The sequence below is a fragment of the Mycolicibacterium arabiense genome, from assembly GCF_010731815.2.
In the GTDB taxonomy this organism is placed as follows: Bacteria; Actinomycetota; Actinomycetes; order Mycobacteriales; family Mycobacteriaceae; genus Mycobacterium; species Mycobacterium arabiense.
Genome location: NZ_AP022593.1, coordinates 3,909,568 through 3,922,958, shown reverse-complemented (window position 1 = coordinate 3,922,958; position 13,391 = coordinate 3,909,568). Strand labels below are relative to the sequence as shown.

Annotated in this window: 13 protein-coding genes; 7 read left to right on the top strand and 6 right to left on the bottom strand. The window is 71.4% G+C overall.

All coding sequences use genetic code 11. The annotated features are described in order from the left end of the window. Positions 1-6: 6 nt before the first annotated feature. A complete protein-coding gene (locus G6N61_RS20440; protein WP_163916659.1) occupies positions 7-555 on the bottom strand; it encodes a hypothetical protein in 549 nt (182 codons plus the stop codon). A gap of 129 nt (positions 556-684) precedes the next feature. Here G6N61_RS20440 and G6N61_RS20435 point away from each other — a divergent pair, with 129 nt between their 5' ends. Together G6N61_RS20435 and G6N61_RS20430 are read left to right on the top strand one after the other, a co-directional pair. Further along, positions 685-1,377 carry a response regulator transcription factor gene (locus G6N61_RS20435; RefSeq protein WP_163920385.1) on the top strand — a complete coding sequence of 231 codons (693 nt, stop codon included), beginning with the start codon at positions 685-687 and terminating at the stop codon, positions 1,375-1,377. Continuing rightward, positions 1,374-2,813 carry a HAMP domain-containing sensor histidine kinase gene (locus G6N61_RS20430; protein WP_163920383.1) on the top strand — a complete coding sequence of 480 codons (1,440 nt, stop codon included), beginning with the start codon at positions 1,374-1,376 and terminating at the stop codon, positions 2,811-2,813. The genes G6N61_RS20435 and G6N61_RS20430 overlap by 4 nt, the downstream gene beginning before the upstream one ends. Here G6N61_RS20430 and G6N61_RS20425 read toward each other — a convergent pair. Both G6N61_RS20425 and G6N61_RS20420 read right to left on the bottom strand, forming a co-directional pair. Continuing rightward, positions 2,810-3,289 carry a DUF4383 domain-containing protein gene (locus G6N61_RS20425; RefSeq protein WP_163920381.1) on the bottom strand — a complete coding sequence of 160 codons (480 nt, stop codon included), beginning with the start codon at positions 3,287-3,289 and terminating at the stop codon, positions 2,810-2,812. The genes G6N61_RS20430 and G6N61_RS20425 overlap by 4 nt on opposite strands. 33 nt (positions 3,290-3,322) lie before the next feature. Continuing rightward, positions 3,323-4,039, bottom strand: a complete 717-nt coding sequence (locus tag G6N61_RS20420; protein ID WP_163920379.1) for an NUDIX hydrolase — start codon at positions 4,037-4,039, stop codon at positions 3,323-3,325. 168 nt (positions 4,040-4,207) lie between these two features. On the opposite strand from G6N61_RS20420, the gene G6N61_RS20415 reads away from it, so the two are divergent. Further along, positions 4,208-4,789, top strand: a complete 582-nt coding sequence (locus G6N61_RS20415; RefSeq protein ID WP_235887213.1) for a TetR/AcrR family transcriptional regulator — start codon at positions 4,208-4,210, stop codon at positions 4,787-4,789. A gap of 93 nt (positions 4,790-4,882) precedes the next feature. After that, positions 4,883-6,775 carry a S9 family peptidase gene (locus G6N61_RS20410; RefSeq protein WP_163920375.1) on the top strand — a complete coding sequence of 631 codons (1,893 nt, stop codon included), beginning with the start codon at positions 4,883-4,885 and terminating at the stop codon, positions 6,773-6,775. Between the two features lie 66 nt (positions 6,776-6,841). Here G6N61_RS20410 and G6N61_RS20405 read toward each other — a convergent pair whose 3' ends face one another. Further along, complete coding sequence (locus tag G6N61_RS20405) at positions 6,842-7,654, bottom strand: YhjD/YihY/BrkB family envelope integrity protein (RefSeq protein WP_163920373.1); 813 nt, start codon at positions 7,652-7,654, stop codon at positions 6,842-6,844. 45 nt (positions 7,655-7,699) lie between these two features. Between G6N61_RS20405 and G6N61_RS20400 the strand changes: the two genes are divergently transcribed. Next, positions 7,700-8,362, top strand: coding sequence for a CDP-alcohol phosphatidyltransferase family protein (locus tag G6N61_RS20400; RefSeq protein ID WP_163920371.1), 663 nt, complete (start codon positions 7,700-7,702; stop codon positions 8,360-8,362). On the opposite strand, the gene G6N61_RS20395 is transcribed toward G6N61_RS20400, so the two are convergent. Both G6N61_RS20395 and G6N61_RS20390 read right to left on the bottom strand, forming a co-directional pair. After that, positions 8,271-9,803: a phytoene desaturase family protein gene (locus G6N61_RS20395; protein ID WP_163920368.1), complete on the bottom strand. Its 1,533-nt coding sequence runs from the start codon at positions 9,801-9,803 to the stop codon at positions 8,271-8,273. The two genes, G6N61_RS20400 and G6N61_RS20395, sit on opposite strands and share 92 nt — an antisense overlap. Beyond that, a complete protein-coding gene (locus G6N61_RS20390) occupies positions 9,800-10,933 on the bottom strand; it encodes a glycosyltransferase family 2 protein (RefSeq protein ID WP_235887212.1) in 1,134 nt (377 codons plus the stop codon). The genes G6N61_RS20395 and G6N61_RS20390 overlap by 4 nt, the downstream gene beginning before the upstream one ends. An 88-nt stretch (positions 10,934-11,021) precedes the next feature. On the opposite strand from G6N61_RS20390, the gene G6N61_RS20385 reads away from it, so the two are divergent. Together G6N61_RS20385 and G6N61_RS20380 are read left to right on the top strand one after the other, a co-directional pair. Then, entirely contained in the window at positions 11,022-11,822 is an 801-nt protein-coding gene (locus tag G6N61_RS20385; RefSeq protein WP_235887211.1) for a carotenoid biosynthesis protein, read from the top strand. Then, complete coding sequence (locus G6N61_RS20380; protein WP_198339310.1) at positions 11,819-13,381, top strand: FAD-dependent oxidoreductase; 1,563 nt, start codon at positions 11,819-11,821, stop codon at positions 13,379-13,381. The genes G6N61_RS20385 and G6N61_RS20380 overlap by 4 nt, the downstream gene beginning before the upstream one ends. Positions 13,382-13,391 lie beyond the last annotated feature (10 nt).

The following is a 13,391-nucleotide window of genomic DNA, read 5'->3' as shown; positions in this document are numbered from 1 at the left end:
TGAACGTCAACCGCGTTCCGCAGGCAACGGCGACGGATCGGCGGGCGCCGGTGCCTGCTCGCCGCGCGGTGGCGGAGGTGGCGCTTGCTCTTCGGGCCCACCCGGTCCACCTTGTGCACCCGGCCCACCCGGTCCCGCAGGCCCACCCGGTCCCGCAGGCCCACCCGGTCCCGCAGGCCCACCCGGTCCCGCAGGCCCACCCGGTCCGTGCGGCGCACCTGGTCCCCCGGGCGGTGGTGGCGGCACGGGCCGCTCGTCGCCGCTCCACCCGGGACCGTGCTGCGGGGCGGCCGGAACGGGGTTCGTTCCCACCGTGAGCGCCATCATCGGGTGCGCGTTGACCAGCACACCGGCGCCGAAGCCGACGACGAGACCTGCGAGCGCGGTGCCGACTGCCAGTCCGACGGGGTGGCGCCGTACCGGCTCCCGCACCGCGGTCCACCTATTCTCTCGCGGCACGGCGGCCTGCTCCACCGGACGGTGCTCGATCACCTCGGTGTCGTCACCGTCGCGGTCTGGCTTCGAATCATCCTGTGCGCGTTCCTGTTCGGTCATGTGAGGCTCCCATCGTGTCGTGGTCCGATGAGGGCGACGCTAATCAGCGGCGGTGAAGCCAACCTGAAGACGAGCGCGTGCGAGGCAATCTTCAGCTGGGCTTCAGGCCCGGCACGTCAGAATGGGCGCATGCCACCCGACGCGGACAGGTCGCCGGCGCGCGTTCTCGTCATCGAGGACTCCGACGCCATTCGCGAGATGGTGGTCGAGGCGCTGACCGCCGCCGGCCACACGGCCCACGGCCTCGTCGACGGCACCGATCTCGAGGCGGCGCTCGACGGGCACCGGCCCGACCTGGTGGTCCTCGACCTCATGCTGCCGGGCCGCGACGGCTTCGCCCTGGCCGAGGTGATCAGCGCCTGGGGGGACGCCGGCCTGATCATGCTGACCGCGCGCGACGCGCTACCGGACCGCCTGCGCGGTCTCGACGGCGGTGCCGACGACTACGTCGTCAAACCGTTCGAGCTGTCCGAATTGACGTCGCGGGTGGGCGCGGTGCTGCGGCGGCGGGGACGCATCCCAGCCACCGTCGCAGTCGGCGATCTCCTGGTCGACCGGGGCGCAAGCGTCGCGACACGTGCCGGACACCCCCTCGACCTGACCGCCACCGAGTTCCGGTTGCTCGAGTACCTCCTCGATCAGCGGGGCCGGACGGTGAGCGCCGGGCAGATCCTCACCGCCGTGTGGGGTTACGCGTCCTACGACGACAACCTGATCCATGTCCACATCAGCAGTCTGCGCAGGAAGATGGAGGCCCACGGCCCGCGCCTGATCCACACCGTGCGTGGCATCGGCTACCGGTTGCAGGCGCAGCGACCGTGACCGCGGACGCGGGCACGCTCACCCCTTCGCTGCGGCGACGCGTCGTCATCGCGGTCCTCGGTCTGCTGACGGTGCTGCTCGTCCTCCTGGGCATCACGGTCGACCTGTTGATCGGAGCGCAGGCCGGCCGGGATCTACACGACAGGTTGTTGGCGGGCGCGTCCCGGGCGGATGCGCTCGCCGAGGCCGGGACCCCGCCGGGCCAACTGACGGCAGAACTCAACGGCGGCGGGATCCGGGCCCTGCTCGTCACGCCCGACGGCACCACTTACGGCGACCCCGGACTCACCGCCGACGCGCCGGGCGAACTTCCACCACCGGCACCGCCGCCTCGCCCGCCGCCGCCACCGCCTGGTGAACCGGGCCCTCCCCCGCCACCACGTCCGCCTCGCGACGCGACCGCCACGACGATCGAGCATCGACTGATCGATGGCAGCCGCCTGTTGCTCGTCGCCGACACCACCGCCACCACGGCGCTGCTGCGGCAGCTCCGGACGATCATGGTCGTCTCGGGCATCGCGGTGCTGGTGCTCGCCGCAGGCGCCTGCGCCGTGCTGGTGCGTGCAGCCATGCGACCGTTGAATCGGCTCACCGACGTTGCGGAGTCGATCGCTGGCGGCGACCGGGGCAGGCGCCTGCAGCCGGACCGACCCACCACCGAATTGGGCCGCGCAGCAGCCGCTTTCGACACCATGGTGAACGCGTTGGAGTCCTCAGAGGCCAGTGCGCGGACCGCGGCGGCGACCGCGGCGCGAGCCGAGGAGGCGACGCGACGCTTCCTCGCCGACGCCGCGCATGAACTACGCACGCCCATCGCGGGGATTCACGCGGGCGCCGAGCAGATCGTCTCGGCGGCCAGTCAGGACGACGACGCGGACTCCGCGCGCCAACGCCATCGCGCGGAACTGGTGCTGGCAGAGGCGCGTCGCGCTGGGCGGCTGGTCGCCGACATGCTGGACCTCAGTCGCATCGATGCCGGTGTGCCGCTGGAACGTCGGGAATGCGACGTGGTTCGGCTCGCTGAAGCCGACCGAGCGCGAACGGCGATGCTGGCACCCTCGGTCGACGTCGCGGTCACGGGCGTCCCGTCGCTGACGGTGTCGGCGGATCCCGTACGGGTCGCCCAGATCCTCGCCAACGTCACCGACAACGCGCGCAGGCACACCCCGGCCGGCGGCTCCATCGTGATCGAGGTCGACGACGCCGGCCCGTGTGCGCGAATCACGGTCACCGACAGCGGGTCCGGTGTCGCCAACGGCGACCGCGACCGGATCTTCGAGCGGCTGGTCCGTCTCGACGACGCGCGCGATCGGGACCGCGGCGGGGCGGGCCTCGGGCTGTCGATCGCCCGTGCGCTGGCGCGTGCGCATGGCGGCGACCTGGTGAACCTTCCCTACGAGACCGGTGCTCGGTTCCGGCTCACGCTGCCCCGTTAGACGTGCCGCGTGTCGTCGGGCGCGCTGGTGCGGCCGAGGATCAGACCCAGTGCGAGCATGCCCAGGGCCAGCGCCAGGTGCAGCCAGTTGTCGGCGGCGTTCAGCGGCACGAAGTTGGCGGCCGAATGATGATCGATGACGAGGCCGTAGACGAACAGCAGCCCGTACACGACGCCGCCGCCGATCAGGTAGTTGCGCGAGCCGGTGAACGTCTTCGAGAGCGCGAGCCCGAGCACACCGAACAGCAGGTGAACGATGTTGTGCAGCACCGACACGTTGAAGATCCCGAGCAGTTGGGCGTCGGAGTGGTGGCCCGCGAAGGTCAGTGCGTCGTAGTTCGTGGTGATCCCGGGAATGAAGCCGGCGATCCCGACGAGTAGGAAGACGGCACCGACGGCGACGGACGCGTACTGGACCGGGGCGCGACGGGCCAGCGGCGACGCGGCGGGTGTGCCTTGGGTTCCTGGAGTTGCCATGCCGCCCGGATAACCCCGCACGGCGTGCCGAAACTACCGCCAGGCAAATACCGGTTGTTCGAGTTCGTCGACGCGATCGGCGCGACCTTCGAGCCCCAGCCAACGCAACTGCAGGAGCACCGCGCCGGTCGGCGCGTGGATGAGGTCGTTGCCGAGCGGGATCTGCACCACGGGGCGGGGGCTCTCGGGGATCGTGATGAACCTCGGCGAGTCCTCGCGCTGCAGTTGGTGCAGGCCGATCCGGTACACCGCCACCACTTCAGCGGGTGAGGGCCGAAGCTCCAGCCGGCCACCGCCCCAGACCACGACCGGGGTGATCACGTAGCCGGACCGCGTCGAGTAGTCGTCGAGCAGTCCCAGCACCGCGGATTCGGGCAGTCGCACGCCGACCTCCTCGTCGGTCTCGCGCAGCGCGGCCTCGATCGGCGTCTCGCCAGGGTCGATGCGTCCGCCCGGCAGTGCCCATTGGGCGGAGTGAGCAGACAGTCGAGACGCCCTGCGGCAGAGCAGGAACGCCGCACCTCCGGACACGCCGACCATGCGCCCGTCGAGCCCGGCCTCCATCGGTCGGCCTGCGATCCAATCGTCGACCGGTGCCGGGTCCACGCGGTCCTCGCCGAGTTCGGAGTCGACGAGCACCACCGCGACGGCGGCGTGGCGCTTGGTCGGGTCGGTCACCGTGCGGCGATCGTGGGCCGCCAGGTTCGCCCGGAGCCGGTCGCGAAGCGCCTCGTCATAGGTGATCGTCACCGCTCGACCATAGGCACGTGCCCTGGCGAGAGGGTGCAGCGGCCACGTCCTTGACGCATGCTGTCACTAAGTGACACAGTGGTGCTGTCACTAAGTGACACAGAACCGGAAGGCAGTGCTCTCATCGACTCGGCAGCCACGACGAAACAGGCGCAGGCACGGCTCACCGTGTCTCGACTCGCCTGCGCGCTGTTCTGGGAGCGTGGCGTCGCCGGAACCAGCGGTGACGACATCGCCGCCGCCGCCGGACTCTCCACCCGCACCATCTGGCGCTACTTCCGCAGCAAGGAGAGCTGCGTCGAACCCGTACTGGCCAAGACCACCGATCGGTTCATCGAGGTCCTCAACCGCTGGCCACCCGAACTCTCACTGGGCGAACACCTTTCGGCAGACGTCATCGCACACCCCATCTTCGGTGAGGACATCGACGACGAGATCGCCGCCATGCGGATCGCGACCATGACCGCCGACGAACCAGCCCTGCGCACCGCGTACCTGATGGTGCACGACCAACTCGAACGCGGCTTCGTCCCGGTCTTGGCGCGGCGCCTGCAACTGCCCGACGGCGACCTGTCCGTCCGGTTGTGCGCAGCCGCCGTCACCGGGGCGTTCCGCGTGATCGACGAGGACGTGAGCCGGGCCGTCATCGTCGAGGGCCGCACCGTCACCCAGGCCGAGACGCTCGCACTCATCGACCAGGCCATCCGGGACGCCACCAACGGCCGACTGGGAGGGCCCGTCACCCCGTAAAGCGTTGACCGACAACCGAATGACTCACACACCAACCACCGGGATCGAATCCCGGCGGCGAGTACCCCCATGCCACCACACGAAAGGACCACCATGGCACTGCCCGACCTCATCACCGTTGAAGAGCTGTTCAGCCCACCCGAGCGCGCAGCCGCCTCGATCTCACCCGACGGCACGCGCATCGCCTACCTGGCGCCGTGGCGCAACCGGCTCAACGTCTGGGTCACCGACGTCGAGGCGACGGGGGGAGAGTCCGACTTCGACGCCGAACCACGCTGCGTGACCGCCGACGAGAACCGCAGCATCACCATGTTCCAGTGGACACCCGACCCGCGCTGGATGCTGTTCATGCAGGACACCAACGGCGACGAGAACTGGCACGTCCACCGCATCGACCTCGACGACCCCGAAGCGGCCGCGGTGGACCTCACCCCCTTCCCCGGTGTGCGCACGGACTTCGTCCAACCCCTCGGCATGCCCGGCCGGGCGATCGTGCACATGAACAAGCGCACCCCCGAACTGATGGACGCCTACGAACTCGACATCGCCAACGGGGAACTCACCCTGCGAGCCGAGAACCCCGGCAACATCGTCAGCTGGATGAGCAGTCACGATGGCAAGCTGTTCGGCACGACCATGACGGTCGACGGCGACCTCGAGATCTCCCAATGGGACGAGTCCACTCGAACCATGCGGTTGATCGGGACCTACGACGGCAAGGACTACCCGCTCGGCATCTGGCCCGTCCAGGTGACCCCGGACGGCAGCGGCATCTGGATCGGATCGAACCGGGACACCGACCGCACCCGGCTGGTCCGCATCGACGTGGCCACCGGCGAGGAGACCGAGGTCGACAGCCACCCGGAGTTCGACCTCGCCGGCCCACTCGGACTGGTGGCACCCCTGATCCTCGACAACCGCTCCGGTGAGCTGCTGGGCGCCCGCTACGTCGGCGAGCGGCAGGTCATCCACGCGTTGGATCCCCGATTCGCCGAGGTGCTCGCCAATGTCGAGGAGCTCGCAGAGGGTGACGTGACGGCGCTGCGCTCCGACGACGACGGCCGGCGGTGGATCGTCAGCTTCAACAGCGACCGCGAGCCCGGCGCCACGTACCTCTACGACCACGACACCGGGGAGAGCCGGCTGCTGTTCCGTCCGCTGCCGCACCTGGACCCCGACGCGTTGGCTCCGATGACACCGGTGACCATCACCTCGCGCGACGGTCTGCCCCTGCACTCGTACCTGACGCTGCCGGTGGGCATCGAACCGGTCGGCCTACCCATGGTCCTGCTCGTAAACGGCGGCCCGTGGGCCCGCGACGCCTGGGGCTTCGCGGCCGAGGTGCAATTGCTCGCCAACCGCGGATATGCGGTGCTGCAGGTCAACTTCCGCGGTTCGACCGGATACGGGAAGGCCTTCGTCAAGGCTGCCGTCGGGGAGTTCGCGGGCAAGATGCACGACGACCTCATCGACGCCGTCGACTGGGCCGTCGAGCAGGGCTACGCCGACCGGGAGCGGGTGGCGATCTTCGGCGGCTCCTACGGCGGCTATGCCGCGCTGGTGGGCGTCACGTTCACCCCGGACGTCTTCGCGGCGGCGATCGACTACGTCGGCATCTCCAGCCTGGCCAACTTCATGCGGACGCTGCCGAACGTCGCGCGCCCGTTCCTGGCCAACAACTGGCATGCCTTCGTCGGCGATCCGTCGGATCCCGAGCAGGAGGCCGACATGCTGGCGCGGTCGCCCATCACGTACGTCGACCGGATCAAGACGCCGTTGCTGGTCGTCCAGGGCGCCAACGACTCTCGCGTCGTGCAGGCCGAATCCGACAACCTGGTCGCGGCGCTACGCGACCGTGGCGTCGACGTCGAGTACATGGTCAAGGACGACGAGGGACACGGATTCCTCAACCCGGACAACCAGATCGACCTCTATCACGCGGTCGAGCGCTTCCTCGCCGAGCACTTGGGCGGGCGGGTGGGCTAGCACACGCGCGGGCGGGCGGGCTAGCTCGCCCGGGCGGGCGGGTTGATGCGTGCGCGGCCGGGCGGGCTAGCTCGCCCGGCTGCGCATCACCTCGTCGAGCACCACAGTGACGCGAAATCCGCAGAGCACGAGGATGTGCAGCAGGAAGAGCCACAGTGCCAGTGCAGAGACCGCTCCGATGATCGGCAGGCCTCCGAACGGCGCCGACCACGGGATCGGGATCGCGAGGAACAGCACGAAGCCCTGCAGGAAGCCTGCGAGGATCGCGCCCGTCCCGAAGGCGCCGATGAACAGCGGCTTGGGGCGGATGTGGCCGGGCCCGATCAGGCCGAAGACGCCGAGCAGCGCGGTCGAGACGGCGAGCCACACGACGTGGAACGCCACCACCACACCCCACACCAGGGACCAGCCGGTGCCCGCGTACAGCGGGCCGACGTACGGCGCCGACACCAACACGGCGAGAACGAGCAAGGGGGCGACGGCCGCAACGCCGAGCAGCCCGGCCCGGCCGCGCCAGCCGGTCAGCGTGTCTCGTGCCGCCGACATCTGGACGAAGGCGCGGCGCAGGCCCTCGCCGTAGAGGCTGGCCGGGAACAGCACGACCAGAGCCTGCACCCAGGACATCGACAGCGCCACCGACGTCAGCGTGCGCAGCGCCTCGGGGGTGCCGTGCCCCTGGGGCAGGCCGCTGATGCCCGCCTCCATGGCGGCGGTGACGGTGTCGTGGCCGGCGATCGCGCCGACAGCCCACAGCGACGCCAGCGCCAGTGGCACCAGTCCGATCACGCCGAAGTAGGTGGCGCCCGCCGCCCACAGCGCAAGGTCACTTCCCGGGAAGGTCTTGCGGACTCCGGACGCCATGTCACCGAGACGACTCATCGCGCCTCCCCGTCGAAACCCCGGCCACCCTGGCAGGCTGACCGTATGACCGACGACGCCGGATGGTCGGAGCTGCACGGCGGTGTCCAGCCGTCGCCGGTGGTGCGTGGGTGGCTGCGGCTGATCCGGGCGCTGGTGTCCGGGCCGGTCAGCCGGATACCGCCGGACGTGCTGTCGGCTGCCGGGGTCGTCGTGCTGGTGGGGGCGTGGGCCTGCGTCGCCGGCCTGGGCTGGCCCGGTCTGGTCGTGCCTCTGGTGCTCGCCGCGGGAATCCTCGACGGGCTCGACGGCGCGGTGGCGCTGCGCACCGGACGGGCCAGGCCGCTCGGTGCCGTCGTCGACTCCGTCGCCGATCGCCTCGGCGACGTCGCGCTGGGGGCCATCCTGTTCGCGCTCGGTGCCCCGCTGGGCTGGGTGCTGGCCGCCGTGGCGCTGGTGTTCCTGCTCGAGTACCTCCGCGCCCGCGCGCAGGCGGTCGGCATGCCAGGGGTCGGGGCGGTGACCGTGGCCGAGCGGCCCACGCGGCTCATCGTCGTCGCGATGGCCGCCGGTGGAGCGGCCGTGTTCCCGGCGGGCGTGCCGCTGCTCGGGTGGGGGTGGGGCGTGCTGTTCGCCGTCACGTGGACCGCCGTCGGAGTCGTGGGGATGGGTCAATTGCTGTACGGCGTCCGGCGCTCGATGCCCCCGCAGTTCCCGCCGGTCCGATGAGCCGGGCGACGATCTCCGCCGACATGAGCACCAGCGGGATGCCGCCGCCGGGGTGGGCCGAGCCGCCGACGAGGTACAGGCCGGGGATCGGGCTGCGGTTGGCCGGGCGACGCAGCGCCGCGTTCGGGCCGTGCGAGGCGGTGCCGTAGATCGCTCCGCCGGGGGCGCCCGTGCGCCGTTGCAGGTCCGCGGGCGTGATGGTCTCGGTGAACCGGATCCTGGGCCGGACGTCGACGCCGCGGTCGGCGAGGACGTCGAGTACGTGGTCGGCGTAGTGCTCGCGCAGACCGGGTGCATCCCAGTCGACCCCTCGACCCGGGTCGTGGGCAGGCGCGTTCACCAGGACGAACCATCCCTCGGAATCATCGTCGGGGCGCAGCGCCGGGTCATCGGGGGCGTGCACGTACACCGTGGGATCGGCCACGGGCTCCGGCCGACGCCCGAAGATTGCGTCGAACTCCGCGTCGTAGTCAGCCGGGAAGTAGACCCGGTGCGCGGGCCCGGGGTCGCGGCCCGACAGACCGAGCATCAGGACGAAGCCTGCCATCGACCGCGGGGAACGCCGACGCCGGCGCATGGCCTTCGGCGGTAGCAGCCGGTCGTGCAGGACGTCGGCGTCGGCGTTGCTCACCACTACGTCGGCGTGGTGGTCGCGGCCGTCGACCCGGACGCCGCTGACGCGACCACCCGACATCAGGACGGACTCGACCTCGGTGCCGGTGTGGATTGCGACGCCGAGGTCGGTGCAGCGCGTGGCGCTGGCGTCGACGATCCGGCGCAGCCCGCCGGGCACGTACCACGCACCGAACTCCTGCTCGACGAACGACGTCACCCCGAGGACCGCGGGCGTGCGGCGCGGGTCCGACCCGGAGTACGTCGCGTAGCGGTTCAACCAGGTCCGCAGCCGCGGGTCGGGCAGCATCCGGCGCCCGAGACGGTCGATGGTCAGCCACGGCGCGACCGCTCGGAGGTCGGCGGGCCGCAGACTCATCCGGGCCAGTGCGGGCAGCGAGATGGGTTGGCGCAGAATGGGTTCGCCGACGAGGTCCCACAGTCGGCGGGACCGGTCGTGTAGCCGCTGCCACGACGCTCCCGCACCGGCGCCGAGGGCGTCGTCTAGCGCAGCAGGCACGTTCGCGGGATCGTGCGGCATCGCGAACTCGGTGCCGTCGGCGAAGCGGTACGCACACGCCGGGTCGACGGCCACCGGATGCAGGCCGGAGGGCCCGCCGGTCTCGGTGAACAGCTGCTCGAGCACGTCGGGCACGGTGAGCAGTGACGGTCCGGTGTCGAAGGTGAACCCGTCGCGCTGCAGTAGGCCGAGCTTGCCGCCGACGGTCGGGGCGCTCTCGTAGACGGTGACGCGGTGGCCCGCCGCCGCGAGACGCGCTGCAGCGGCGAGACCGCCCAGCCCGGCGCCGATCACGATCGCCTCGCTCATAGCCGTCGGCCCTTCCACTCCAGCGTCCCCCGCACCCGTCCAACCCACGACGAGGCCAGCAGACCCAGCAGGGCCAGCACGGAGACGGGATGGGCGGCGGCATCGGCGAAGGCGGGCCACCCGGGTCGGCCGCACCACCGTGCGGCGGCCACCCGGCCCGCCACCGCGGCGCCGTATCCCAGCGCGCCGACCGCGGAGCCCGTCAGCGCGGCCGCGGCGGGCACGACGTAGACGACGGTCAACGCGGTCCCCACTGCGACGGCGCCGGCGGGCGAACCGAACGCGGCCCACAGCGACTTGCGATAGCCCTGGCCGAGGTCGCGTCCGCTGGCGTACATGCGGCAGGTCGCGAGGCCGGCGCCGTCGGCGACGCCGGTCCGACCCCCACTCGCGCGCACGGCCCTGGCCAGCCCGATGTCGTCGAGCACCTCACCGGACACCGCCTGCCAGCCGCCGGCCCGCGCCAGGGCCTCGGCGTCGACGAGCAGGAACTGGCCGTTCGCGACGGCCATCGAGGGCCGCCGCGACCCCTCGGCGATGCGCAGCGGGAGGGTGGTGAGCCACGACCACGCCAGCAGCGGTTGGACGAGCCGGCCGACGATGCCGGCGGTGACTTGCCGCGGCCACGGGCACAGCAGGTCCAACGGCTTGGGACCGAGGAGCACGGCGACCGCGGCCGCGACGGCGTGGGGCGAGAGGACGACGTCGGCGTCGACGTAGACCAGGGTGTCGCCGCGTGCGGCGGCGGCGAGCTGGGCGCAGGCGTTCGGCTTGCCGAGCGCCCCGGCGGCCGGCTGAGCGCCCGCGAGCACTCGCAGCCGGGGGTCGGACCCGGCCTCCGACAGCACCGCCTCGGCGGTGCCATCGGTCGAGCAGTCGTCGAGCACCAGGATCTCGGCGTCGGCCAGTCCGCACTGGTCGAGCAGGGATCGAATGGTGGGGCCGATGCGGTGCGCCTCGTTGCGGGCGGGCACCAGCAGCGAGACGGCCGACGTCACGGGCGGTGGGTCCATCGGCGGCTTGCGCAGCAGGCGCTGGTTGACGAGCTGGTGGGCGGTACCGATGCAGGCGAGCGTCGAGCCGGCGGCCACGGTGGCGCGTAGGGTTTTCATCAAGCGCGCATCGGGCACCTGCAAACTCTACGGAGTCTCGCCCTGCCGCACAGTCGGCGGGCACGGGCGTCGGCTTCCCGGTTCCTCGACGCTGGAGGTAGCACGCATGGCGTTCGCCGTGCCCGTAGCGCCCGTGCGCTCCATGCACGCGGCGGTATGGACGCTGGTCGCTGCCGCGATCCTCGTCCAGATCGCCTATCCCCTGATGCCCGAGGCCTGGCGCACCGAGGTGACCGTCACCAGCGTGGTGGTCTTCTTCCTCGCCGCGGTCGCCGACGCCGCCCGGGTGCACGGTGTCGGTGGCGCCGCCGTTCTGATCGGCGCGGCGGGTGGCGGCGGCCTGGTGGCGGAGTCGATCGGGGTGGCGACGGGCTGGCCGTTCGGCGAGTACGCCTACACCGGCACCCTCGGGGCGGAGATCATCGGCGTGCCCGTGGTGGTGCCGATGGCGTGGGTGATGATGGCGTGGCCCGCCCTGAACGTCGCCCGAACCCTCGTCACGCGGCGGGCGGCCGTCGTCGCGGTCGGAGCGGCGGCGCTGACGGCGTGGGACGTGTTCCTCGACCCGCAGATGGTGTCGGCCGGCCACTGGACGTGGTTCGACCCCGAGCCCGGGCTGCCCCTGATCCCGGGCATCCCGTTGACGAACTACGTCGGTTGGCTGCTGGTCTCGGCCGCGGTGATGACGGCGCTCGATCGTGCACTCCCCCGCGCCGACGGTCCCTCTGCTCCCGCGGCCGCGCTGTACCTGTGGGTCTACTTCTCCTCGGTGCTCGCCCATGCCGTCTTCTTCGGACTGCCCGGATCCGCGGTGACCGGGGGTGTCCTGATGGGCGCCGTCGCCATCCCGTTCGCCTTGACCCTTGCCCGCCGACGCGGGCGTACGTACCAGGGAGGTACCTCGTGAGCGATCCGATGACCAGCCGCGCTGCCCCGTTCCGCATGCGGCCGCGCCGCCTGGTGACGCCCGATCCGATGCTGCCGCACGACGTTCCGCCGGGTTCGGAGGCGGTGATCGTCGGCGGCGGCATCGCAGGCGTCTCGGCTGCGGTGGTGCTGGCCGAGCGTGGCGTGCGGGTGACGGTGCTCGAGGCTGCCGATCACCTCGGCGGGCGACTCGGTGCGTGGCCCGAACGGCTGCCCGACGGCACCGAGCAGAACATCGAGCACGGCTTCCACGCGTTCTTCCGGCACTACTACACGTGGCGGTCGATCCTGCGGCGAGCCGACCCGGACCTGTCGTTCCTAGCGCCCGTGAAGAGCTACCCCGTGATCTCGGCGGACTGGCCGCCGGAGGACTTGTCGGGCCTCCCCGCCGCACCGCCGCTGAATCTTCTTGCGCTGGCGCTGCGGTCGAAGAGCCTGTCGCGACACGACTTCGTCAACGCCAACCCTGATTCGGGGCGCGCCCTGCTCGCCTACGACCGCGCCACGACGACGGCCGAACTCGACGACGTCGACGCCGCCACCTTCCTCGACGGCCTCGGCATGAGCGCACGCACCCGCACCATGCTGTTCGAGGCGTTCGCCAGGTCCTTCTTCTGCAACCAGGGTCAGCTGTCGGCCGCGGAACTGGTGGCGATGTTCCACTACTACTTCCTCGGCAACCCCGAGGGCATCGGCTTCGACGTGCCGTCGACCGACCACGCGACGGCGATCTGGAACCCGTTGCGGGATCACCTGATTCGCCACGGCGGTGACGTCCGGACCGGCACCCGCGTCACGTCGGTCGCGCCGAGTGCGTCGGGCTGGGACGTCGACACGAGCGCGGGCCGACTGTCCACCCGGCACCTGATCGTCGCGCTCGATCCAGGGGCCCTGCGCTCGCTGATCGCCGCGTCGCCGGAGACCGCCGCGGCAGCGCCGCTGCTGGCCCAGCGCTGCGAGAGTCTGCGCGTGGCACCGCCGTTCGCGGTGAGCCGGTACTGGTTGGACCGGGACGTCGCACCCGAGCGGGCCCCGTTCAGCGCGGTCAGCGGCCAGCCGAACCTCGATTCGATCGCCATCTACTCACGCCTGGAGGAGCCGAGCGAGCAGTGGGCCCGCGCCACCGGCGGTTCGGTGATCGAGTTGCATTCCTACTCCTGCAGTCTCGGCGATGCCGACACAGCGGCGAAGGCGATGTTCGACGAGTTGGCAGTCCTGTGGCCCGAGATCACCGGAGCCACGGTGCTGCACCGCCACGACCGCCTCGAGGCGACGGCCCCCGCGTTCCCGCCGGGATCGGCCGGGACGCGTCCGGGCGTGCGGACTGACGCCCGCGGGTTGCGCCTCGCCGGGGACTTCGTCGAACTGCCCTATCTCTCAGGGCTGATGGAGCGCTCGTCGATGTCTGGCACCCTCGCGGCCAACGACGTGCTCGCCGAACTCGGCGCAGCCGCGGAGCCCATCATGGGCGTGCCGCAGCGCGGCCTGCTGGCGGGCGTGCCGGCGATCGGTAGAGCGAAGGCGGCGGCCCGCACGTAGGCTCGTCCCC